General features: G+C 61.8%; 21 protein-coding genes. 15 read left to right on the top strand and 6 right to left on the bottom strand.

Going from position 1 to position 21,335, the window contains the following annotated elements:
* Positions 1–465: 465 nt before the first annotated feature.
* The 3 genes from ampD to ACZ5VE_RS12165 are packed head-to-tail and all read right to left on the bottom strand — an operon-like array spanning position 466 to position 2,104.
* Positions 466–1,053: a 1,6-anhydro-N-acetylmuramyl-L-alanine amidase AmpD gene (gene ampD, locus ACZ5VE_RS12175; protein WP_464455420.1), complete on the bottom strand. Its 588-nt coding sequence runs from the start codon at positions 1,051–1,053 to the stop codon at positions 466–468.
* Positions 1,054–1,067: 14 nt separating this feature from the next.
* Complete coding sequence (locus tag ACZ5VE_RS12170) at positions 1,068–1,304, bottom strand: PP0621 family protein (RefSeq protein WP_464455419.1); 237 nt, start codon at positions 1,302–1,304, stop codon at positions 1,068–1,070.
* Positions 1,301–2,104: a cytochrome C assembly family protein gene (locus ACZ5VE_RS12165; protein ID WP_464455418.1), complete on the bottom strand. Its 804-nt coding sequence runs from the start codon at positions 2,102–2,104 to the stop codon at positions 1,301–1,303. The genes ACZ5VE_RS12170 and ACZ5VE_RS12165 overlap by 4 nt, the downstream gene beginning before the upstream one ends.
* A gap of 77 nt (positions 2,105–2,181) precedes the next feature.
* Here ACZ5VE_RS12165 and ffh point away from each other — a divergent pair, with 77 nt between their 5' ends.
* Complete coding sequence (gene ffh, locus ACZ5VE_RS12160) at positions 2,182–3,567, top strand: signal recognition particle protein (protein WP_464455417.1); 1,386 nt, start codon at positions 2,182–2,184, stop codon at positions 3,565–3,567.
* A gap of 20 nt (positions 3,568–3,587) precedes the next feature.
* Positions 3,588–3,992, top strand: a complete 405-nt coding sequence (locus ACZ5VE_RS12155) for a gamma-glutamylcyclotransferase family protein (RefSeq protein ID WP_464455416.1) — start codon at positions 3,588–3,590, stop codon at positions 3,990–3,992.
* Positions 3,993–4,085: 93 nt separating this feature from the next.
* Here ACZ5VE_RS12155 and miaB read toward each other — a convergent pair whose 3' ends face one another.
* The 3 genes from miaB to ACZ5VE_RS12140 form a co-directional block, all read right to left on the bottom strand.
* The gene (gene miaB / locus ACZ5VE_RS12150) at positions 4,086–5,423 is read right to left on the bottom strand and encodes a tRNA (N6-isopentenyl adenosine(37)-C2)-methylthiotransferase MiaB (protein WP_464455415.1); all 1,338 of its coding nucleotides are present in this window, start codon (positions 5,421–5,423) and stop codon (positions 4,086–4,088) included.
* Positions 5,424–5,606: 183 nt separating this feature from the next.
* Positions 5,607–6,167, bottom strand: coding sequence for a hypothetical protein (locus ACZ5VE_RS12145; protein WP_464455414.1), 561 nt, complete (start codon positions 6,165–6,167; stop codon positions 5,607–5,609).
* Positions 6,168–6,454: 287 nt separating this feature from the next.
* On the bottom strand, positions 6,455–7,066 hold the full coding sequence (locus tag ACZ5VE_RS12140) for a DUF2889 domain-containing protein (RefSeq protein WP_464455413.1): 612 nt from the start codon (positions 7,064–7,066) through the stop codon (positions 6,455–6,457).
* A gap of 33 nt (positions 7,067–7,099) precedes the next feature.
* Between ACZ5VE_RS12140 and ACZ5VE_RS12135 the strand changes: the two genes are divergently transcribed.
* The 13 genes from ACZ5VE_RS12135 to ACZ5VE_RS12075 all read left to right on the top strand — a co-directional run bounded on the left by ACZ5VE_RS12135 (position 7,100) and on the right by ACZ5VE_RS12075 (position 21,335).
* Positions 7,100–8,659 (top strand): acyl-CoA synthetase, encoded by a 1,560-nt coding sequence (locus ACZ5VE_RS12135; protein ID WP_464457498.1) that lies wholly within the window; start codon positions 7,100–7,102, stop codon positions 8,657–8,659.
* Positions 8,660–8,787: 128 nt separating this feature from the next.
* Complete coding sequence (locus tag ACZ5VE_RS12130) at positions 8,788–9,591, top strand: GntR family transcriptional regulator (protein WP_464455412.1); 804 nt, start codon at positions 8,788–8,790, stop codon at positions 9,589–9,591.
* A gap of 20 nt (positions 9,592–9,611) precedes the next feature.
* Positions 9,612–10,814 (top strand): ABC transporter substrate-binding protein, encoded by a 1,203-nt coding sequence (locus ACZ5VE_RS12125; protein WP_464455411.1) that lies wholly within the window; start codon positions 9,612–9,614, stop codon positions 10,812–10,814.
* Positions 10,815–10,830: 16 nt separating this feature from the next.
* Positions 10,831–11,703, top strand: a complete 873-nt coding sequence (locus tag ACZ5VE_RS12120) for a branched-chain amino acid ABC transporter permease (RefSeq protein ID WP_464455410.1) — start codon at positions 10,831–10,833, stop codon at positions 11,701–11,703.
* Positions 11,700–12,680 carry a branched-chain amino acid ABC transporter permease gene (locus tag ACZ5VE_RS12115; protein WP_464455409.1) on the top strand — a complete coding sequence of 327 codons (981 nt, stop codon included), beginning with the start codon at positions 11,700–11,702 and terminating at the stop codon, positions 12,678–12,680. The genes ACZ5VE_RS12120 and ACZ5VE_RS12115 overlap by 4 nt, the downstream gene beginning before the upstream one ends.
* On the top strand, positions 12,677–13,444 hold the full coding sequence (locus tag ACZ5VE_RS12110; protein ID WP_464455408.1) for an ABC transporter ATP-binding protein: 768 nt from the start codon (positions 12,677–12,679) through the stop codon (positions 13,442–13,444). The genes ACZ5VE_RS12115 and ACZ5VE_RS12110 overlap by 4 nt, the downstream gene beginning before the upstream one ends.
* Positions 13,441–14,154 (top strand): ABC transporter ATP-binding protein, encoded by a 714-nt coding sequence (locus ACZ5VE_RS12105; RefSeq protein WP_464455407.1) that lies wholly within the window; start codon positions 13,441–13,443, stop codon positions 14,152–14,154. The genes ACZ5VE_RS12110 and ACZ5VE_RS12105 overlap by 4 nt, the downstream gene beginning before the upstream one ends.
* 103 nt (positions 14,155–14,257) lie before the next feature.
* The gene (locus ACZ5VE_RS12100) at positions 14,258–15,199 is read left to right on the top strand and encodes a tripartite tricarboxylate transporter substrate binding protein (protein ID WP_464457497.1); all 942 of its coding nucleotides are present in this window, start codon (positions 14,258–14,260) and stop codon (positions 15,197–15,199) included.
* Complete coding sequence (locus tag ACZ5VE_RS12095; protein WP_464455406.1) at positions 15,196–16,482, top strand: 3-isopropylmalate dehydratase large subunit; 1,287 nt, start codon at positions 15,196–15,198, stop codon at positions 16,480–16,482. The genes ACZ5VE_RS12100 and ACZ5VE_RS12095 overlap by 4 nt, the downstream gene beginning before the upstream one ends.
* Positions 16,479–16,982, top strand: coding sequence for a LeuD/DmdB family oxidoreductase small subunit (locus ACZ5VE_RS12090; RefSeq protein ID WP_464455405.1), 504 nt, complete (start codon positions 16,479–16,481; stop codon positions 16,980–16,982). Before ACZ5VE_RS12095 ends, ACZ5VE_RS12090 begins: the two co-directional genes overlap by 4 nt.
* Entirely contained in the window at positions 16,979–18,667 is a 1,689-nt protein-coding gene (locus tag ACZ5VE_RS12085) for a hydantoinase B/oxoprolinase family protein (protein ID WP_464455404.1), read from the top strand. Before ACZ5VE_RS12090 ends, ACZ5VE_RS12085 begins: the two co-directional genes overlap by 4 nt.
* On the top strand, positions 18,664–20,736 hold the full coding sequence (locus tag ACZ5VE_RS12080; RefSeq protein WP_464455403.1) for a hydantoinase/oxoprolinase family protein: 2,073 nt from the start codon (positions 18,664–18,666) through the stop codon (positions 20,734–20,736). The genes ACZ5VE_RS12085 and ACZ5VE_RS12080 overlap by 4 nt, the downstream gene beginning before the upstream one ends.
* Entirely contained in the window at positions 20,733–21,335 is a 603-nt protein-coding gene (locus ACZ5VE_RS12075) for a cysteine hydrolase family protein (protein WP_464455402.1), read from the top strand. Before ACZ5VE_RS12080 ends, ACZ5VE_RS12075 begins: the two co-directional genes overlap by 4 nt.

The following is a 21,335-nucleotide window of genomic DNA, read 5'->3' as shown; positions in this document are numbered from 1 at the left end:
TGGCCGGCAGATGATGAGGTGATGTTCAGATCTGTTTGCATGGTCATTTCTTTGATTTTTAGGTGATCGTTGAGTCTGGAATTTGGCGCTTGAACTGGCGTCAAACTCAATTGTGAGAATTTGTAAGAGACACTATATCTGGTGTCCGGCGTCATGACAAGCCACTACAGGTAGTGTACCGGCCTGTTTTGCCACTCTGGCTGCAGAGGGGTAAATAAATTGATGCCCAGTGGCGTTTGGCGGCACTTTTCACTTGCTGAAAAAGCGTCTCGAGCAGCCTTCTGCCAAGACCTGGCGATCTGTTGTTTCAAGCCTGGCGCGGCTTACCGGCGACTTGTACTCAAAAAACCTTGATTGGCCTGCATTGCGATGACTCTGCGATATCGCTTTTCAAAATCGAGCCGTGATTTAAGCGGTCTGTGGCGGAGCAAAATATTTTTGCGCGACGTGCGCTGCATGTCCCCGTCAGGGAAAAACCTGAGGCGGTAAAACCAACAGTTTTTTGAGATGTGCCCAGTCGAAACCTGGGCCGGGGTCCTGTTTCCTGCCGGGCGCAATGTGTTCATGCCCTGCGATGTGCGCGATGGGGTAGTGCCCTCTCAAGTCCTGGCAAAGATCGGCCAGGCACCGGTATTGGGCGTCTTCAAAGAGATCGCCCTCGAGGCCTTCAAGTTCAATACCGATCGAGTCGTCGTTGCAATTGGGCCGCCCACGGTATTGAGATTGCCCCGCATGCCAGGCGCGGTCATCGCAGCTGACAAACTGCCACAGCGAGCCATCGCGGCGAATGTAGAAGTGCGATGAAACTTCCAGCCCCCGGATGGTCTGAAAGTAGGGGTGGGCATCCCAATCGAGCTGGTTGGTGAACAGCTGCTGCACAGCGTCTCCACCGTATTGTCCTGGCGGCAGGCTGATCGAGTGGATCACGATCAGGTCAATGCAGGCATTCCTTGGTCGTGGCCCGAAGTTGGGCGACTTAAGCCGTTGCGCTTGGGGATGCCAGCCCTGCAGCCAAGGTGGTGCCGACATTTTTCGGGACACGGGCACAGACATGGCCGCTGAGGTGCTCAGCTTGGGTTGCGGTCTTGAGCCGCGGTCCGGTGCTCGGTGCTGCAGTAAAGGCCCTTTTGCCCCATGACCGCTTCTTCTTGAGGCAAATGGATGCCGCAATGCGCGCAACTGACCATCTCGGACGGTGTCTGTGCTTCAGGCGCCTGGGGGGGCTTGGGCTGGTTGGCGGCCCGTCCGCGCTTGAGGGCCCAGATCACCACCAAAACCACCAGCAACAAAAACAGGTATTTCATCCCATGCGCCCCAGCAAAACTTCCAGCACAAACCGGGAGCCTGCATAAGACAGCAGCAACAGGCCCGCACCGATGTAAAGCACCCGCACCGCACGGCGACCACGCCAACCCCATTGGCTGCGGCCAATCAACAAGACGGCAAAGGTCAGCCACGACAGCAGGGCAAAAATGGTTTTGTGGTCCCAGCGCCAGTGGCCTTGTCCTTGGCCGTAAAGCGCATCACCAAACAAAACGCCCGCCACCAAGGTGGCTGTCAGCAGCGCAAAACCCGCTGAGACGAACCTGAAAGTCAGTCGCTCCAGCGTCAGCAGCGGCACACCACTGTCGGCCTCGTGCGCCAGCCGGATGTCGTGCTCGGCACGCGTCATCATCCAGGCGTGCACCACGGCGGCGGCAAACATGCCGTAGGCCGACAAGCCCAATGCCCAGTGCAGTGGCAACCAGGCCGATGCCTGTGACGAAAGCGGGGTGCCCGGGAAAAACCAGGCCAGCACGACGGCGATGCTGCCCAAGCCCCCCATGGCCCAACGCGCTTTGAATTGCGGGAAAAACTGGCTCTCCACCATGTAGGCGGTCACGACCAGCCAAGCCGTCACGGAGATCGCGGGGGCAAACCCGAAATGAACAGGGCCTGTCAACAGGCTCAGCAAAGCCACACCGTGGGCGACCCAAGCCAGCCAGAGCAGGCGGCGCGCCTGGGTGTCATTCAGCCGTCCGGCCGCCAGCGCTGGAAACCCGTAGGCCAGCGCGGCCAGCGCGGTGGCAGGCAGCATCCAAAATGGGGGACTCGCTAAAATCATGGGTCCGAGTTTAGCCTTTCAGGTGCAGCCACAGGGGCTTCACCACCACGGTTAACCGGTTATTTCTGGATTCCCCCATGGCCTCCGCCCTGACCGACAAACTCTCGCGCCTCGTCAAGACCCTCAGCGGACAGGCCCGCATCACCGAATCGAACGTGGCCGACATGCTGCGCGAAGTGCGCATGGCCTTGCTGGAAGCCGACGTGGCCCTGCCCGTGGTGCGCGACTTCATCGCCCGCGTGAAAGACAAAGCCCTGGGCCAAGAGGTCATGGGCTCGCTCAAGCCCGGCCAAGCCTTGGTCGGTGTGGTCAACCGTGAACTGGCTGCCACCATGGGCGAGGGTGTTTCGGACATCAACCTGGCTGCACAGCCCCCCGCTGTGATCTTGATGGCGGGCTTGCAAGGTGCCGGTAAAACCACCACCACCGCCAAGCTGGCCAAGCATCTGATTGAAAAGCGCAAAAAGAAAGTGCTCACGGTCTCGGGCGACGTGTACCGCCCTGCCGCCATCGAGCAGCTCAAGACCGTCACGGCTCAGGCCGGGGCCGAATGGTTCCCCAGCACGCCCGACCAAAAACCGATTGACATCGCCCGCGCTGCGATTGACTACGCCCGCAAACACTTCTTTGATGTGCTGCTGGTCGACACCGCTGGCCGTCTGGCCATAGACGAAGCCTTGATGGCCGAAATCAAGGGCCTGCATGCTGAGCTGAAACCCGTGGAGACCCTGTTCGTGGTCGATGCCATGCAAGGCCAGGACGCGGCCAACACCGCCAAGGCCTTCAGCGATGCTTTGCCTTTGACGGGCATTGTGCTGACCAAGCTGGATGGTGATTCACGCGGTGGTGCTGCGCTGTCGGTGCGCCAGATCACGGGCGTGCCCATCAAGTTTGCAGGTACCAGCGAGAAGATTGACGGGTTGGAAGTGTTCGACGCCGAGCGCCACGCCGGCCGCATCTTGGGCATGGGCGACATCGTGGCGCTGGTCGAACAGGTCACCGCTGGCGTGGACATGGAGGCCGCGCAAAAGCTGGCCGCCAAGGTCAAGAGCGGCGGTGGCTTTGACCTGAACGACTTTTTGGCGCAAATCCAGCAGATGAAACAAATGGGAGGCTTGTCGAGCTTGATGGACAAACTGCCATCGCAAATGGCCGCCAAAGCCGGTGCGATGGACATGGACAAGGTTGAAAAAGACATTGGCCGCAAGCAAGGCATCATCCACAGCATGACGCCCAAAGAGCGCAGCAAGCCCGAGCTGATCAAAGCCACCCGCAAGCGCCGCATTGCCGCGGGTGCAGGCGTTCAGGTGCAAGACGTCAACCGCATGCTCAAGGAGTTTGAGCAAATGCAGGACATGATGAAAAAAATGTCCGGCGGCGGCATGATGAAGATGATGAAACGCATGGGGGCCATGAAGGGCATGATGGGCGGCGGCGGGGGCTTTCCCGGCATGCCACGTTGATCTTCACCGAGCACCATCCCATGACGCTTCTCTTCATTTACGGCACGCTGATGCCCGGACTCCGATTGCAAGCCGAAATGCACGGTGCGCGCTTTCTGGGCGCTGCCCAAGTGCCCGGCCGCTTGGTCGATGTGGGGCGTTTTCCGGGTTTGCTGCTGGACTTGTCCATGGGTGATGGTCTGGTCACAGGTGAAGTCTATGAAGTGGATGACGCGCACCTGGCCCGGCTGGATGTGGTGGAAGGCATGGTGCGCGGTGACCCCAGTGCATCGCAATACTGGCGCGAAGCAGTGACTGTGCTCAGTGGCCCGTTGCAAGGCCAGCCCGTGCAGACCTATGTGTACAACCGCCCGGTGGATGCGTGTGCGCCTATCCCGCACGGCGACTACCGCCGCTACATCCGCGAAGTCGGCCGCGAATCCTGAATTTCAGGGGGCGATGTAGGAGCGAGCCCCTGCTCGCGAATGTCCGCATGGGCTCAGCACGCATTCGGCCGCAGGGGCGGCCTCCCACCCACTTCAGTCCTTGATCAGCAACTCGCCGCGCAGCGAGTGCGACAGGCCTTGCGTGATGCGCACATCCGCCATCTGACCGATCAGGCGGTCCATGTTCGGGCCGCCGGGGAAGTTGACCACCCGGTTGCACTCGGTGCGGCCGGCCAGCTCGGTCGCGTCCTTGCGTGAAGGGCGCTCCACCAGGATGCGCTGCACCGTGCCCACGCGGCTTTCGCCAATGCGCTGCACGTTCTCTTCGATGGTCGCTTGCAGGTGGTGCAGGCGGCGCAGCTTGACTTCGTGCGGCGTGTCATCGTGCAGGTTGGCCGCAGGCGTGCCGGGGCGGGGGCTGAAGATGAAACTGAAGCTGGTGTCAAAACCCACATCGGTGATCAGCTTCATCATCTTGTTGAAATCGTCCTCGGTCTCGCCCGGGAAGCCCACGATGAAATCGCTGCTGAGCGACATGTCGGGCCGGATCGCCCGCAGCTTGCGGATCGTGCTCTTATATTCCATGGCGGTGTAGCCGCGCTTCATGGCCATCAGGATGCGGTCCGAACCGTGCTGCACCGGCAGGTGCAGGTGGCTCACCAGTTTGGGAATCTTCTCGTAAGCGTCGATCAGGCGCTGGGTGAACTCGTTGGGATGGCTGGTCACGTAGCGGATGCGCTCGATGCCCGGCATGTCGGCCACGTACTCGATCAGCAGCGCAAAGTCGGCAATGTCTGACGTGCCACCCATCTTGCCCCGGTAAGCGTTCACGTTCTGGCCCAGCAGCGTGATCTCTTTCACGCCCTGCGCAGCCAGCCCGGCCACCTCGACCAGCACATCGTCAAAGGGCCGCGACACCTCTTCGCCCCGGGTGTAGGGCACCACGCAATAGCTGCAGTATTTGCTGCAACCTTCCATGATCGACACAAAGGCCGTAGCGCCTTCTACCTTGGCGGGCGGCAGGTGGTCGAACTTTTCAATCTCGGGGAAGCTGATGTCCACCTGCGGGCGCTGCTTGCGCTCGCGCTCGGCCAGCATCTCGGGCAAGCGGTGCAGGGTCTGCGGGCCAAACACCACGTCCACATAAGGCGCACGCTTGATGATCTCGGCACCTTCCTGGCTGGCCACGCAGCCACCCACGCCGATCAGCACGCCCTTGGCTTTCAGGTGCTGCACCCGGCCCAGATCGCTGAACACTTTTTCTTGCGCCTTCTCGCGCACCGAGCAGGTGTTGAACAAAATCAGATCGGCCTCGTCCACGTCTTGCGTGGGCTCATAGCCCTGGGCCGCGCCCAGCACATCGGCCATCTTGTCCGAGTCGTACTCGTTCATCTGGCAGCCAAAGGTTTTGATGAAGACCTTCTTGCTCATGCGGCCTCCACGGAATTCACGGAGGTGATGAAGTCAAGGCAAAGCAAAGCACGCCCGAAAAGGGCCAGAGTGCAGCGGTTCATGGTGTAGATCCAGAGGCTGTGTAAAGGTGCAATTATCGCTCGTGGTTTCCAAGTTGGTGGTGCTGCAACCATGAACTGCAGCTTCTTGCTGGATCAAAGTTCAACTTGAAGGATCTATTTCAGCGTAAATGACTTCCATTGATCGTTCGCTTTTTTTCCAGACGTATGTGCTGATCACGACATAAGCAATGTTGGTAATTGCCAAGTTCGTCAACACATCGTCACGCATGAAGTCGGCTATCAAACCAAAAAGGCCACCAATGAACATCACCCCCGCCCAAGTTTTAACCAGTGTTTTGGTCATGGGGTGAGCTTTGTACAAACCATAAAGGATAGCTGCTTGGATCGTGATGGGGAGCAATGCAAAGCTCAGATGCATGGCCAGTAAGCCATAGATGTTCAGCAGCATGACCACCAGCAGCGCAACCAGCCACCCAACGAATTTGGGACTGTGAAACTTTGTATTGATTGCCTTGCGTCTGATGGAATGCCCAACATTATTGGTGTTTGTTGAAATCGATGTTGGGAATTGGTAGCCGCCCTTATCGATCCACATCTGAATTTCCTGAATTTCTTCTTGATCTGTTTGCGGGTCAAGTGCCCTCAACCTGTCCTTGAGTTCATGAGTGTGAAATCGGCTGTAGTTAGGCATATTTGTCATAAGAATTCTTCCGAAAATTCAAGTAATTTCGACAGCAAAAACGCAAAAAGCCGCATGTGGCGGCCTTTCAATTTGTTGCATTTTTTAGTTTGCTAGCGTCCAGAGCGTATTTTCGAGTCAACTAAATTTTTCAAGAATATAACTCAATGGTTTAAATTTATTCCCCAATCAATGCGGAAAAATAGTGCCAAATGTGCTTTGCCGACTAGCTGTTGCAGGTCCTAGGCAAGAGCACTGCTGGCGCTTGAATCACGGAGCAATCAGCAAGCAGATATTCAACTTTTACTCTACTCAATCGCCTTCGGCCTGAAAAACATCGGATAAGCCCGCTGCACCGTCGGGCTGTCATAGGCCCAGCTGTGGCATTGGCCCAGGTGGTAGGGCGCTTTGGTCACTTCGGGTTGGGGTTGACCAGCTTGTTCGCGGCGGTGCCATTGCCCGGCGGGCAGGGTCTGGTAGGCGGCGGTGGCCATGTTGAACAGCAGCTCGCGCAGGTGGGTGCAGCCTTCGGTGCCGCCGATGTGTTCGTTGATGACCTTGCGCCAGCCCGGGCCCATGGTTTTGCCAATCAGTTTGTGCATGCCGTGCGGTGCGCCTGCACATTCGGGGTGGGGGATGTTGTCCATCGCCGTGACGATGTCCTGGATGACCATTTTGTTGTTGAGCGTAACGCGGATCTTCAGGCCGTGAATGGGTTCATTGGCCGGGAAGGGACGTTCGTTGGGCACTTGAAAGCCGTAGGTTTTGATGTCGGTCAATTCGGCTTCGATGTCCCACAGGCCGTCTTCACGGTCAAAGCCTTGGTACACCACGGTTCGCGTATGTGACAGTTTTCGGGGAGAGGGTGGTGGAAGTGCCAATGGAAATCTCGCGGGTCTGGTGTTCAATGTTCCGATCATATCGATGCAGGAGCCTTCTCGATGACCGCGATCATGTCCACCACCATCCACCCCGCCGTTCGCCGCCAGACCATTGCCGATGCCTTGCGCCGCACCGCGATCCGTTTGCCTGCTAAAACCGGCATCGTTTGCGGCACCACCACCTGGACTTATGCCGAGTTCGACGCGCTGGTGACCCGCTTGGCCGCAGGTCTGGCCAGCATCGGCGTGGCCGAGGGCGACAAGGTGGCGGTGCTGGCGCGCAATTCGCACGGTTTTGCGGCGCTGCGCTTTGCGTTGGCCCGCCGTGGCGCGGTCATGGTGCCGATCAACTTCATGCTCAAGGCCGAAGAGGTGGCGTTCATCTTGCGCCACGCAGGTGCCAAAACCCTGGCCACTGACAGCGGCTTGGCCGAGTTGGCGCAGGCCGCTTCCAAACTCGAAACGCAGGTGCAGCAGTTCATCTGGCTGCCTTCCGAAGACCTGAGCCAGCCCGTGGCGGGCATGCACAGCTTTGACGTGCTGGCCGCCTGCACCGACCCGCTGCCCGATGTGCAGCTGGGCAGCCACGATGTGGCGCAGATCGTCTACACCAGCGGTACCGAGTCCTCGCCCAAAGGTGCGCAACTCACGCACGATGCGGTCATGTGGCAGTACGTCAGCTGCGTGATCGATGCCGAGATCGCCGAGGCTGATGTGGCTCTGCACGCGCTGCCGCTGTACCACTGCGCGCAACTCGATGTGTTCTTTGGCCCGGCCATTTACATGGGCAGCACCAACGTGATCACGTCCAAGCCCACGCCCGACAACCTGCTGCCGATGCTCGAAAAGTTCGGTATCACCAGCTTCTTTGCGCCGCCCACAGTGTGGATTGCGCTGCTGCGCTCGCCACTCATGGATGCGGGCAAACTCGCCAGACTGGCCAAGGGCTATTACGGCGCGTCCATCATGCCGGTGGAGGTGCTGAAAGAGCTGGCCTCGCGCCTGCCCAAGGTGCGGCTGTGGAACCTGTATGGCCAGACCGAAATCGCGCCCCTGGCCACCATGTTGGCCCCCGAAGACCAGCTGCGCAAACCCGGCTCCTGCGGCAAAGCCGTGCGCAACGTCGAGACCCGAGTGGTTAACGACGACATGCAGGACGTGGCCGTGGGCGAGGTGGGCGAGATCGTGCACCGCTCACCACATTTGATGCTCGGCTATTTTCACGACGACGAGCGCACCAAAGCTTCGTTTGAGGGCGACTGGTTCCACAGCGGTGATCTGGGCATCATCGACGACGAGGGCTACATCACCGTGGTGGATCGCAAGAAGGACATGATCAAGTCCGGCGGCGAAAACGTGGCCAGCCGCGAGGTGGAAGAGATGATCTACCGCCTGCCGCAAGTGAGCGAAGTGGCGGTGATCGGTTTGCCCGATGCCAAGTGGGTGGAGGCCGTGACAGCCGTGGTGGTGGTCAAGGCCGGACAGACGCTGGACGAGGCCGCCGTGATCGCGCACTGCGCCCAGCACATGGCCGGTTTCAAAACGCCCAAGCGCGTGGTCTTTACCGACACCCTGCCCAAAAACCCGAGTGGCAAATTGCTCAAGCGCGATTTGCGCCAGCGCTATGCGTGACGTGCAAGACATCCCTGTTTTGGGGCATTGAGGCGGCCATTTATTAGGGAAATCCCGGGTGAAATGTCCCATGAATAAGACCTAAATGTCCTATTGACAGAACAATAGGACTGTTTGACGATGGCGGCATGGACGCACATCTGCCTTTGCCCAAGTACCACCAGATTTATCTGGTGCTGCGCGAGCAGTTGCGCGAAGGCCGTTTTGACGACGGTTTGCCGGGCGAGCTGACCTTGATGGGGCAGTTCGGTGTGGCCCGTGTCACGGTGCGTCGGGCTTTGTCGCAGCTGGCCGAAGAGGGTTTGATTCAGCGCGAGCCCGGGCGCGGCACACGGCCCGTGTCGGCACGTGCGCAAGAGGTGCAGATGCAGGCATCAACCATGGCCATGGGGCAGCAGGCCCGCCTGACGGGTTTGCTGGAGAACCTGGTCACCATGGGCATGCGCACCAAGGTCAAGGTGTTGAGCGTGGAGCGCATGCGTGCGCCTGTGGATGTGGCCGCAGCACTCAAGCTGCCCAACGCGGCCTTGGTTCAAAAAGCCGAACGTGTGCGCAGCACACCCGAAGGGCCCTTGTCGCACATCACCACTTGGGTGCCGGATGCGATCTCATCGGGCTTTGGCAAGCGCGAGCTGGCGCAAAAGCCCATTCTTGTGTTGCTCGAAGAGTCGGGCGTCAAGGTGGGCCGTGCCGAGCAAACCATTTCAGCCCGTTTGGCCGATGTGGTGATGGCCAGACACTTGGATGTTTCCGTCGGATCGGCCTTGCTGGCGGTGCGGCGTTTGATTTATGACGAGGACGAGCGTCCCGTTCAATGGTTGCATGGCTTGTACCGACCGGACCGGTACGAATACCAGATGCAGTTATCCCGCGTTGGCAGCATCGATGCCAAGGTGTGGGTAAGCCAGGAGTTGTCCGCCAACTTTCACTGACTTTCATAAAGGATGTTCACATGACCACACGTCGCCATTTCATGGGCCAATCCGCTGTCGCGGCTTCTGCCATTGCATTTCCGTTGGTGAGCGGGGCCCAGCCCAAGCCCGTCAAAGTCGGTGTGCTGCACCCCGTCACCGGTGCCCTCGCCTATTCGGGTCAGCAGTGCCGCCTAGGCGCTTTGATGGCGATTGAAGACATCAACAAAGCCGGTGGCATCAAGTCGCTGGGCGGTGCCAAGATCGAAGCCATGCTGGGCGATGCCCAGTCCAGCCCGCAAGCGGGCACGGCCGAGATCGAGAAGATGAACGAAGCCGGTGTGAGCGCCGTCGTCGGTGCTTTCGCCTCGGCCATTTGCCTGGCCACCACGCAAGCCGCGGCCAAATACAACCTGCCCCATGTGGTCGACGTTGGCGTGGCCGACCAGATCGTCGAGCGCGGCCTGAAAAATACCTTCCGCTTTGGCCCTGGCTACAAAAAATGCGCCGAAGTGGCGGTGGCCAGCCTGCACGCCCTCAACACCGCCGCAGGCAAGCCTGCCCGCACCGTGATGATCGTGCACGAAGAATCTTTGTTTGGCACCGGCACCGCCAATCTGCTGGCCAAGGAGCTGCCTGGCTACGGCTACGAGGTCAAAGAGATAATCAAGCACGCCAACCCCACGCGTGATTTCAACAACATCGCGCTGCGCATCAAGCAGGTCAACCCCGACATACTGATCCCTGCCAACTACTACAACGAATACGCCCTGCTGGTGCGCACCTTGCAGCAGCAAAAAATCACGCCCAAGGCCATTTATTCGGTGCTGGGCGGTGCGGCGTCGAGCTACAAGTTTGTCAAGGAATTCCCCGAAGCGGCCAGCGGCATTATTGACTGCAATCACTGGTTCAACCCCAAGGACAAGCGCTCGGCCGAGCTCAAAAAGCGCGTAGAAGCGCAAGGCCAGTTCTTCAGCTACGAAGTGTTCATGACCTACACCGCCATGATGCTGCTGGCCGATGCGATCGAACGCGCCAAGTCGCCTGACCGTGCCGCCATCACCGATGCACTGGCTTCGAGCAAGTTTGCCAACCACATCATGCCGTATGGTCCCACCCAGTTTGTGAATGGCCAGAACATGGGTGCGCAGCCCCTGATGACCCAGGTCTACAAGGGTGACATCAAGGTGATCGTGCCGCGCGACTACCGCGAAGTCGATCCCGTCTTCCCGCTCAAGTGCTGATCGCCAAGGCACCCCGATGCTTGACTTGAACATCCTGTTTCCCTCATTGCTCAACGGCATCACCACCGGTGCCGTCTATGCACTGATCGCGCTGGGCCTCACGCTGATTTATGGCGTGCTGCACATCATCAATTTCGCGCACGGCGCGGCCTTGATGGTGGCGCTGTATGGCGTGTACATGCTCAAGGAAAAGCTCGGGGTCGACCCCTACCTGGCGCTGCCGATCATGGTGCCCGCCATGTTCGTGCTGGGCTATGCGCTGCAACGCGGTGTGATCAACCGCGCCAGCCATGGCAAGGACGAAAACATTCTGCTGGTCACGCTGGGCGTGTCTATCGTGCTCGAAAACCTGGCGCTGCTGTTCTTCAAGTCCGACACCCGCAGCATCGACACCGCTTACACACTGACCACCGTCGAAATCGGCCCGGCCTTCATTGCCTTGCCCAAGCTGGTGGCCTTTGCCGGGGCCTTGGTTGTGTCTGCCGTGATGTTGCTGATCGTGCAAAAAACCGACTTGGGTCGGGCGATTCGCGCCGTGTCCAAGGAAAAGCAAGGGGCCCGCCTCATGGGCATCGATGTGGACCATGTGTACGCCATGTGCTTCGGGCTGGGCATGGCCAGCTTGGGCGCTGCGGCCTGCTTTTTGATGCCCGCTTATTACGTCAACCCGCAGGTGGGCAACGGCTTTGTGCTGGTGGCCTTCACCATCGTGGTGCTGGGCGGCATGGGCAGTTTTGCCGGGGCCTTGTTGGGCGGCTTCCTGATCGGCGTGGTCGAGTCGCTGGGTGGTTTGCTGCTGGGTGAATCGCTGGGCCAAGTGGGGATTTTTGTGATTTTCATTGTGGTGCTCTTGCTCAGACCGCAAGGCTTTTTTGGAGCGAAGGCATGAAAGACTTTCGCAACATCGCGCTGTTTGCGCTGCTGGTGGGGGCGGTGCCCCTGTTCACGCAGTCGGGCGTGGCACTCAACTTCGTCATGACGGCCCTGTATGCCTGCTTGCTGTCGCAGGCCTGGAACGTGCTCGGCGGTTTTGGTGGCCAGTTTTCCTTTGGTCATGCGCTGTTTTTTGGCACCGGCGCTTATGTGCAGGCCATCGCGCAAATGCAGTGGGGCCTGAGCCCCTGGGTGGCCTTGCCGCTGGCCATGGCTTTGGCGGCGGGCGTGGGCGCGTTTGTCGGCGCGGCATCGTTTCGCTACGGCCTCAAGGGCTCTTATTTCGCGCTGGTCACGCTGGCCTTTGCCGAGGTGTTCCGCATCGTGGCCACCTCGGTGCCCTTCACTGGCGCAGGCGTGGGCCTGATGCTGCCGCTCAAGGAGTCTGCCGCCAACATGCAGTTTGCCAGCCGCTCTGGCTTCATCTGGCTCATGCTGGGTCTGGTCACGCTGGCGCTGTGCATCACCGCCTGGCTGCGGCACTCGCGCTTTGGCGCTTATCTGCAAGCGGTGCGCGACAACGAGGACGCGGCCCGCGCCATTGGCGTGAACCCGTTCAGCGTCAAGCTGATCGCCACAATCCTGTCGGGCGGCCTCATGGGCGCAGGTGGGGCGTTTTATGTGCAGGTCTTCCAGTACATTGACCCGGGCATCGCCTTTGGTTCGCACACCTCGGTCGAGGCCCTGGTGGGCGCGATTGTGGGTGGCCTGGGCACGCTGTGGGGGCCGCTCTTGGGGGCCATCAGCCTGCACATCCTGGCCGACCTCACACGCAATTTGTTCGGCCAGCTGCCCGGCATCAACATGGTCATTTACGGCTCGGTGCTGATCCTGATCGTGATGTTCTTGCCACGCGGTATCGCGGGGCTCGGGGCCATCACGCCGCAGCAATGGCTGCGCGGCAGCAAATCCTCGGATGGAGAAAAACCATGAGCACGCTGCTGCAAATCGAGGGCGTGGGCAAGTCCTTTGGCGGGCTCAAAGCCGTGCAAAACGTCAGCCTGTCGGTGACCGAAGGGCGTCTGAGTGCCCTGATCGGGCCCAACGGCGCGGGCAAGACCACCTTGTTTGCCCTCATGTCGGGCTTTCTGGTGCCCGACACTGGCCGTGTGGTTTTTGCCGGGCAGGACATCACCGGCCAGCCGCCCCACCTGAACGCCCGCATGGGCCTGACCCGCACCTTTCAGATCGTGCAGCCGTTTGCGGCGCAAACCGTGCGCGAAAACATCGCCGTGGGGGCACACCTGCATTTGCCGGGCCGTTCGCAAGCGCTCGAATTTGCCGAATCGGTGGCCAAGCAAGTGGGCCTGGCACCGCAACTGGACAAACTGGCCAGCGACCTCACGGTGGCCGGGCGCAAACGGTTGGAGCTGGCGCGTGCGCTGGCCACCCGCCCGCGCCTGCTGCTGCTCGACGAAGTGCTGGCGGGTCTGAACCCGCAGGAGATTGCCGAGATGATCCCGGTGGTGCAAGGCATTGCCCAAAGCGGCGTGACGGTGCTGATGATCGAGCATGTCATGCAGGCCGTGATGAGCCTGGCCCAAGAAGTCTGGGTGCTGGCGCAGGGTCAGCTGATCGCCCATGGCACACCGGCTGAGGTGACGAACAACAAAGCCGTGGTCGAGGCCTATCTGGGCCATGGCACAGCCGAGCGGCTGCAAAAGAACGCCGCCCGTCAGAAAGAGGTGCAGGCATGAACGCCCCGTTGCTGGATGTGCAAGGCCTGAAATCCGGCTATGGCGCGGTCGAGGTGCTGCGCGGTGTCGATGTGCAGGTCATGCCGGGCGAGCTGGTGGCGCTGTTGGGCAGCAACGGTGCGGGCAAAACCACGCTGAACCACACGCTCAGCGGTTTGGTGGCCACGCGGGCAGGCCGGGTGCAGTTCGATGGCCATGACCTCACGGGCCAGCACAGCAAGCAAGTGGTCTTGCACGGTTTGATCCAGGTGCCCGAAGGCCGCAAAGTCTTCCCCAACCTGAGCGTGCACGAGAACCTGGAGCTGGGCGCTTTCACCCGGGGCCGCGAGCGGCGCACTCAGAACCTAGACAAGGTCTATGAAACCTTCCCGCGCCTGAAAGAGCGGGTGGCGCAGCTGGCGGGCACGCTCAGTGGCGGCGAGCAACAGATGCTGGCGATTGGCCGGGGCCTGATGGCCGAGCCGCGCTTGCTGATCCTGGACGAGCCTTCGCTGGGCTTGTCGCCTTTGCTGGTGGAAGAGATGTTCGGTTTGATTTCGCAACTGCGCCGCAATGGCTTGGCGATTTTGCTGGTCGAGCAAAACGTGGGCCAGTCGCTGGACATCGCGGACCGAGCGTATGTGATGGAAAACGGCTTGATCCGCTTCGCGGGCACGCCGGGCGAGTTGCTGGCCAGCGACACGCTCAGGCAAGCTTATTTGGGGATGTGACGCGGGTTCGCGCCACGGTCTTTCACCGCCAGTTCATTCGGTCACTGACTTCAATACGGGTTTTCTCATGACATTCCGAATTGCTTTTTCGCGCAGAGTTTTGATGCAGGCGACAGCCCTGACTTGCATGGGCTGGGCAGGTCTGGCGCAAGCCCAATCGCAGCCGCCCATCAAAATTCTGGTTGGTGCGCCTGCAGGGGGCACCACCGACACCATGGCCCGCACGCTGGCGCAGGCGCTGGGCGTGCAGCTGGGCCGCACGGTGGTGGTCGAGAACAAACCCGGCGCGGGCGGCAACCTGGCCGCTGACGCGGTGGCCAAGGCCGCGCCCGATGGCAACACCTTGCTCATGAGCTTCACCAGCCACGCCATCAACGCCTCGCTCTACCCCAGCTTGCCGTTTGATCCGGTCAAAGACTTCACGCCACTGACCATGGTGTCGACCTCGCCGTCCATGTTGGTGGCCAGCCCAAAACTGCCGGTCAAGAATGTGGCCGAGTTGCTGGCGCTGGCCAAGGCCAAGCCGGGCCAGTTGAACTTTGCCATCGGCGCACTGGGCTCTTCGCTGCACCTGGCTGGCGATGCGTTCAAGATGAAATCGGGCGTGTACATCGTCAATATCCCTTACCGAGGCACCGCGCCTGCCGTACAGGACGTGTTGGCCGGACAGGTGGATCTGATGTTTGCGGCCATCGGCAATGTTCAGGCGCACATCAAGGCGGGCAAGCTCAAAGCCCTGGGCGTGACCAGCCCCAAACGGCTGGCGGCCTTCCCGGAAGTTCCTGCCATTGGCGAAACTTTGCCTGGCTACGAGTCGAGCGCATGGTTTGGTTTGTTTGGCCCCGGGCGCATGCCCCCTGAATTGGCCAAGCGCCTGTCGGATGCGGCCCGCGCTGCAGTGCAGTCGCCTGAAGTCAAGCGCCGCATCGAAAACGAAGGGGCCACGCCCGTGGGCAATAGCCCTGAAGAGTTTGCCCGTTTTGTCGACAGCGAGATCGTGCGCTGGCGGGCCGTGGTGCAGTACGCCGGAGCCAAACCCGAATGAGCACAACTGTTTTTCCACCGCAAACATTGGCACAAAAGCTGATTGCCAAAGCTGCAGGCCGCAGCCATGTGGCCGTGGGCGAGGTGGTGACCTGCAACGTCGACCTGGCCATGTTCCACGACTCGTCCGGCCCTCGTCGTCTCAAGCCCATGCTCGACGAGCTGGGCGCAGACATCTGGGACAAAAACAAGGTGGTGCTGGTGCTGGACCACTATGTGCCCGCACAAGACGCCGATGCGCAGCAGATCGTGCAGATCACCCGCGACACGGCCCGCCAGTGGCAGCTGCCGCATGTGATTGACAGCCAAGGCATTTGCCACGTGGTGTTGCCCGAGCGCGGCCATTTGCACCCGGGCATGTTGTGCGTGGGCGGCGACTCGCACTCACCCACGGGCGGCGCTTTTGGCTGCTACATGTTTGGCATTGGTGCCACCGAGATGCTGGGCGCGTGCGTGACCGGCCAGATTTGGGTGCAGGTGCCGCGCACCTTGCGCATGCACTGGCAAGGGCGTTTGCAAAATGGCGTCTCGGCCAAGGACATGATGCTGCACATGATCGGGCGGTTTGGCATGAACGGCGGCCAATACCAAGCGGTGGAGTTTGCAGGGCCTGCCGTGCAGGCGCTGTCGATGGCCGAGCGCATGACCTTGTCCAACATGAGCGCCGAGTTGGGCGCGCAAGCCGGGCTGATCGCGGCCGACGCGACGACCCTGGACTACCTGCAAAAAACCGGCGTGTCTGCCGAGCGCCTGCAGGGTGCGCAGGCCTGGTGCACCGACGAAGGCGCTGACTGCGAACAGCACGAATTTGACGCCAGCGGCCTGTCGCCGCAAGTTGCGGCCCCCCACAGCCCGGCCAACACCCGGAACGTGTCTGCGTTTGCCGACGTGGCACCGAGCATTGCCTACATCGGGGCCTGCACCGGGGCCAAGCTCGAAGACCTGCGGGCCGCCGCCTCGGTGCTCAAAGGCCAGCGCGTAGCTCCTGGCGTTCAGCTCATGGTGGCCCCCGCCAGTGCCCGCGAACAAGCGCAGGCCATGCAAGAAGGCGTGATGCAGATCCTGCAAGACGCCGGTGCCACGGTGCTGCCCAACAGCTGCGGCGCGTGCGCAGGCTACGGCGCGACGTTCCCCGAAGGCTCCACGGTGATTTCGACCACCGCCCGCAACTTCAAAGGCCGCATGGGCCCGGCCAGTGTGAACGTGTATCTGGCCTCGCCCTACACCGTGGCGGCTTCGGCTTTGCGCGGGCGCATCAGCGATGCACGCGAGGTGCTGGCATGACGCAGCGCGCATTGGACAAGGCACGGGTGTGGCGCTTGGGCTCCGATGTGGACACCGACGCCCTGGCCCCTGGGGCCTACATGAAGCACGGTTTGGAAGTGATCGGTTGGCATTGTCTGGAGGCCGTGCGCGCCGACTTTGCCAAAGGGGTGCAAGAAGGCGATGTGATTGTGGCCGGGGCCAATTTTGGCATCGGTTCCTCCCGCGAACAGGCCGCTGGTGTGCTGCGGCATCTGGGCCTGGCGGCGGTGATCGCACCGTCCTACAGCGGTCTGTATTTCCGCAACGCTTTCAATTTGGGGCTGCTGCTGCTGACCTGCCCCGAGGCCGAGCAGATCGAAGAAGGCGAGCGGGTGGGCTTGCTGTTGGAAGGTGACACCCCGGTGGTGCTGCGGGCCAATGGCCAGCGCCTGGCCTGTGCCCCGATTCCCCGATTTTTGATGGACATGGTCGATGCAGGGGGCTTGCTGCCCCTGCTCAAACAAAGAAAGCCTGCATGAACCCGATGGATTCCCATTCACAACCCGCAGCCATGGACCCCGTGACCTTGGCTGTCCTGCGCGGCCGCCTGGAGCAAATCGCCGACGAGATGGACGCGACGCTCTACCGCAGCGCCTTCAACCCCATCATTGCCGAGGCACACGACGCCTGCCACGGCCTGTACGACGCCACCACCGGCGACACCCTGATCCAGGGCAAGTCCGGTCTGCCGGTGTTTGTGGGGGCCATGGCCTTTGCCGTGCGGGCCGCCATGCGCGTGGCGGCCGAGCGCGGCGGCATGCAGCCGGGCGATGTGTGGCTGTTCAACGACCCCTACGAAGGCGGCACCCACGCCAACGACTTCAAGCTGGTCAAACCCTGCTTTCGCAACGGGCAACTCTATTGCTTTTTGGCGTCTGCCGCGCATTGGCACGACGTGGGCGGCGCGGTGCCCGGCAACTACAACCCGGCCGCGACCGAATGCTGGCAAGAAGCGGTGCAGATCCCGCCCGTGCGCATCTTGCGTGGCGGCGTGCTCGATGACGATGTGTTGGCCATCTTGCGCGCCAACACCCGCCTGCCCGACAGCCTGTGGGGCGACCTGAACGGCCAGCTGGCCGCACTCGACCTGGGCGCACGCCGCCTCGATGGTTTGCTGGATGAATATGGCGACGCCAAAGTGGCGCAAGCCCTGGTGGAGCTGCGCAGCCGCGCTGTGCGCCTGATGCGCTCGCACATCGGCAGCCTGCCCGATGGCCGCTACAGCTTTGAAGACGTGCTGGACAACGACGGCGTGAAAGACGAGTTGCTGACGATTGCGCTCGACATGACGGTGGCCGGGGACCGGCTGACGCTGGACTTTTCGCGCACCTCGGCGCAGTGCGCAGGGCCGGTGAACATCTCGCGCGCCACGGCGGTGGCGGCTTGTTATGTGGCTTTGAAGCATGTGTTCCCCGATGTACCCGCCAACGCGGGCGTGCTCGATGCGGTGGACTTTGTGATCCCCGATGGCCTGGTCATCAGCGCCTCGCGTCCGCGCCCGGTGGGTGGCTACACCGAAACCATCTTGCGCATGATCGACGTGATCTTCAGTGCCACCGCCCTGGCCGACCCGCAGCGGGCCGTGGCCCATGCCTACGGCACCATCAACGCCTTGTCGATCGCGGGTCACCGCACCGACGACAAACGCAAGGGCCAGCGCTGGGTGATGTTCAGCTTTTTTGGGGGTGGCCACGGTGGCCACTCGGATGGCGATGGCCTGTCGCACGGCAATGCGCCGATCTCGACCGCCACCATACCGCCGATGGAAATTCTGGAAGCGGCCTACCCGGTGCGCTTCACGCAATGGGCCTTGCGCCCCGGCTCGGGCGGTGATGGCCAGCACCGGGGCGGTCTGGGGGCGATTTACGAGATCGAGTTGCTCGAAGACAGCGCCGAGGCCTTCATCTTTGGCGAGCGCGGCAAGTCGGCTCCCAAGGGCATCCACGGCGGCCAGCCTGCGCTGCCCAATGTGTTTGAGTACTGCCAGAACGGCGAATGGAAAACGCCGCCCATGGTCTCCAAGATGCTGGGCATCCACCTCAAAAAAGGCGACCGCGTGCGCCTGCAAACCCCGGGCGGCGGTGGCTGGGGATCTCCTGCTGAGCGCTCGGCGCAGGATCGCGCCAAAGACAGCGCGCTCGGTTACACCAAGGAACAAGCATGAGTGAGCATTCTGTGAACCAAGCCCATTGGGTGGTCGGCGTGGACGTGGGCGGCACCTTCACCGACCTGTTTGTGCTGGATGAAAAAACCGGCCAGGCCCGCATCGTCAAGGTGCCGTCAACCCGGGGCGAAGAAGCCCGGGGCTTCATGAACGGCATCGCCAAAGTCACGGGCAACACGGGTGCCGATGGGGCCCAAGAGATTGCCACCATCGTGCACGGCACCACGGTGGGCATCAACGCTTTGCTGGAGCGCAAGATCGCCCGCACCGGCATCATCACCACACGCGGGTTCCGCGATGTGTTGGAGATGCGCCGCCGCGACCGCCCGCAAACCTGGGGCCTGCGCGGCAGCTACACCCCGGTGGTGCCCCGCGCCTGGCGCTTGGAGGTGGACGAGCGTGTGTTGGCCGATGGGCAGCTGCACACACCGGTCGACTTGACCCAAGTGCGCGAACAGGCCCGCGCCTTGCTGGCCGAAGGCTGCGAGGCGGTGTGCGTGTTCTTTGTGCACGCCTATGCCAACCCCAGCAACGAACAAGCCGCTGTGGCCGCCGTGCGCGAGATCTGGCCCAACAGCTATGTGACGGCGGCCAGCGAAGTGCTGCCCGAGATCCGCGAATTTGAGCGCTGCTCGACGGCCACGCTCAACGCCGCCTTGCAACCCGTGGTGGGCAGCTATTTGCAGCGCCTCGATGGCGACCTGCGTGCCCAGGGTTTTGGCGGTGAATTGCTGATCGTGCAAAGCAATGGCGGCGTGATGTCGCGCCAGACCGCGTGCGATGTGCCGGTGCGCACAGCGCTGTCGGGCCCGGCGGCGGGCGTGATGGCCTGCGCCGAGATCGCCCGGGCGTCGGGTTTTGAGAACGTCATCACCGGCGACATTGGCGGCACCTCGTTTGATGTGTCCCTGGTGGCTGCTGGCGAAGCGGCACTGGCCGCGCAAACGTCCATCGAATTTGGCCTGGTGGTGCGCTCGCCCATGATCCAGATCGAGACCATCGGTGCCGGTGGCGGCTCGATCGCCTCGGTCGATGCGGGTGGCATGCTGCAGGTCGGCCCCGAGTCGGCCGGCAGCATTCCTGGCCCAGCCTGCTATGGGCGCGGCAACACCCGCCCCACCGTGACCGATGCCAATGTGCTCTTGGGCCGCATTGCGGCCGACCGGCCTTTGGGCGGCGGCTTGCTGCAAAAACTCGACTCGGGTTTGTCTGAACAAGCCATCGCCCAGCATGTGGCCGAGCCCTTGGGCCTGACGGCGCTGGCTGCGGCCGAGGCGATTTTGACGGTCGCCAATGCCCGCATGGCGGGTGCGATCCGCGTGGTGTCGATCGAGCGCGGGCACGATCCACGCCAGTTTGCCTACATGCCGTTTGGCGGCGGGGGCGGCCTGCATGTGTGCGCCATGATGCGCGAGGTGGGCGTGACGACCGGCATCGTGCCGCGTTACCCGGGCGTGACGTCTGCCCTGGGTTGCGTGATGGCCGACATGCGCCACGACGCGGTGCAGACCCTGAACGTGGCCTTGGCCGATGTGGCCTGGCCGGGCTTGCTGGCGCGGGTGGACAGCCTGGCCGAAGCCTGCCAGCTGCGCCTCGATTCCGCCGGTGTGAACTTCGTGCGCGTGGACGAGGTCATCAGCTTTGACATGCTCTATATGGGGCAGACCCACACGCTGCAAGTGCCCGTGAAGCGCGATCAGTTGAACGCGGCGGGCTTGCTGGCCGCATTTGAGTGGGCTTACCAGCACGCCTTTGGCCGCGTGCTGCAAGGCCCGGTGATCCGCGTGATGAACCTGCGTTATGCCCGCATCGGGCGGCGTCCCAAGTTCGATCTGGCGGTGCTGGCCCCCCAAGGCGAGGGCCGCACCACCCCGGTGGGCGAGCAGCAGGTTTACCACCAAGGCCAGTGGTGGACGGCGCAGCGCTACGAGCGCCTGAGCCTGCCCGTGGGCACCGTGGTGCAAGGCCCGGCGATTCTGGAGCAACCCGACACCACGGTGTGGCTGGAGCCCGGCTTTGAAGGCCGGGTCGACAAACTGGGCAACCTGCTGGTGGAGCGCACAGCATGAACCTGAAGACTGCCAAACTGGGCATGGTCATCGTGGACCTGCAAAACGATTTTCTGGCCCCCGATGGCGCTTACGCCCGGGGCAACACCCTGAGCGCCGAAGCGGTGAAGCTGCCCGAGCGCATGGCCCCGGTGGCACGCGCCATCAAGGGCCGTGGCGGTTTGGTGACGGCCAGTCTGTTCACGCTGTGGCCCGATGCGCAAGGTGAGCCCATGATTTCGGCGCATCTGAAAGAGCGCCGCCCGTTTTTGCGCAAGGGCGACTTTGCGCCCGGCAGCCGGGGCCAGGCCAATGTGGACCTGCTCGCGCCACTGGTCGACGTGTCGGTGTTCAAGGTCGCGTATTCGGCCTTCTTCAACACGCAGCTCGACTGGGTGCTCAAAAAATCGGGTATTGACACCTTGGTGGTCTGCGGCATCGTGACCAACGGCGGCGTGGCCAGCACGGTGCGCGATGCGCATGTGCGCGACTACCACGCCATTGTGTTGTCCGATGGTTGCGCCGCCTTCAGCGAAGCCGCGCACCAGGCCGCGTTGGCCGACATGGCCTCGGTGGCCGAAGTCATGGACAGCGCCACCTTTTTGAAGCAACTGGGCTGA

The sequence above is a fragment of the Limnohabitans sp. INBF003 genome, from assembly GCF_055396645.1.
This window is presented reverse-complemented; position numbering and strand designations above follow the sequence as displayed.

What these genes read in the sequence shown, in the direction of transcription:
- ACZ5VE_RS12100 (WP_464457497.1), top strand. Translation starts at nt 14,258, where the DNA reads ATGCAGGCGACAGCCCTGACTTGCATGGGCTGGGCAGGTCTGGCGCAA.
- ACZ5VE_RS12125 (WP_464455411.1), top strand. Translation starts at nt 9,612, where the DNA reads ATGACCACACGTCGCCATTTCATGGGCCAATCCGCTGTCGCGGCTTCT.
- ACZ5VE_RS12080 (WP_464455403.1), top strand. Translation starts at nt 18,664, where the DNA reads ATGAGTGAGCATTCTGTGAACCAAGCCCATTGGGTGGTCGGCGTGGAC.
- ACZ5VE_RS12090 (WP_464455405.1), top strand. Translation starts at nt 16,479, where the DNA reads ATGACGCAGCGCGCATTGGACAAGGCACGGGTGTGGCGCTTGGGCTCC.
- ACZ5VE_RS12105 (WP_464455407.1), top strand. Translation starts at nt 13,441, where the DNA reads ATGAACGCCCCGTTGCTGGATGTGCAAGGCCTGAAATCCGGCTATGGC.
- ACZ5VE_RS12145 (WP_464455414.1), bottom strand. Translation starts at nt 6,167, where the DNA reads ATGACAAATATGCCTAACTACAGCCGATTTCACACTCATGAACTCAAG.
- ACZ5VE_RS12155 (WP_464455416.1), top strand. Translation starts at nt 3,588, where the DNA reads ATGACGCTTCTCTTCATTTACGGCACGCTGATGCCCGGACTCCGATTG.
- ACZ5VE_RS12140 (WP_464455413.1), bottom strand. Translation starts at nt 7,066, where the DNA reads ATGATCGGAACATTGAACACCAGACCCGCGAGATTTCCATTGGCACTT.
- ACZ5VE_RS12130 (WP_464455412.1), top strand. Translation starts at nt 8,788, where the DNA reads ATGGACGCACATCTGCCTTTGCCCAAGTACCACCAGATTTATCTGGTG.
- ACZ5VE_RS12120 (WP_464455410.1), top strand. Translation starts at nt 10,831, where the DNA reads ATGCTTGACTTGAACATCCTGTTTCCCTCATTGCTCAACGGCATCACC.
- miaB (WP_464455415.1), bottom strand. Translation starts at nt 5,423, where the DNA reads ATGAGCAAGAAGGTCTTCATCAAAACCTTTGGCTGCCAGATGAACGAG.
- ACZ5VE_RS12085 (WP_464455404.1), top strand. Translation starts at nt 16,979, where the DNA reads ATGAACCCGATGGATTCCCATTCACAACCCGCAGCCATGGACCCCGTG.
- ampD (WP_464455420.1), bottom strand. Translation starts at nt 1,053, where the DNA reads ATGTCTGTGCCCGTGTCCCGAAAAATGTCGGCACCACCTTGGCTGCAG.
- ACZ5VE_RS12115 (WP_464455409.1), top strand. Translation starts at nt 11,700, where the DNA reads ATGAAAGACTTTCGCAACATCGCGCTGTTTGCGCTGCTGGTGGGGGCG.
- ACZ5VE_RS12135 (WP_464457498.1), top strand. Translation starts at nt 7,100, where the DNA reads ATGTCCACCACCATCCACCCCGCCGTTCGCCGCCAGACCATTGCCGAT.
- ACZ5VE_RS12075 (WP_464455402.1), top strand. Translation starts at nt 20,733, where the DNA reads ATGAACCTGAAGACTGCCAAACTGGGCATGGTCATCGTGGACCTGCAA.
- ACZ5VE_RS12170 (WP_464455419.1), bottom strand. Translation starts at nt 1,304, where the DNA reads ATGAAATACCTGTTTTTGTTGCTGGTGGTTTTGGTGGTGATCTGGGCC.
- ACZ5VE_RS12165 (WP_464455418.1), bottom strand. Translation starts at nt 2,104, where the DNA reads ATGATTTTAGCGAGTCCCCCATTTTGGATGCTGCCTGCCACCGCGCTG.
- ACZ5VE_RS12110 (WP_464455408.1), top strand. Translation starts at nt 12,677, where the DNA reads ATGAGCACGCTGCTGCAAATCGAGGGCGTGGGCAAGTCCTTTGGCGGG.
- ffh (WP_464455417.1), top strand. Translation starts at nt 2,182, where the DNA reads ATGGCCTCCGCCCTGACCGACAAACTCTCGCGCCTCGTCAAGACCCTC.
- ACZ5VE_RS12095 (WP_464455406.1), top strand. Translation starts at nt 15,196, where the DNA reads ATGAGCACAACTGTTTTTCCACCGCAAACATTGGCACAAAAGCTGATT.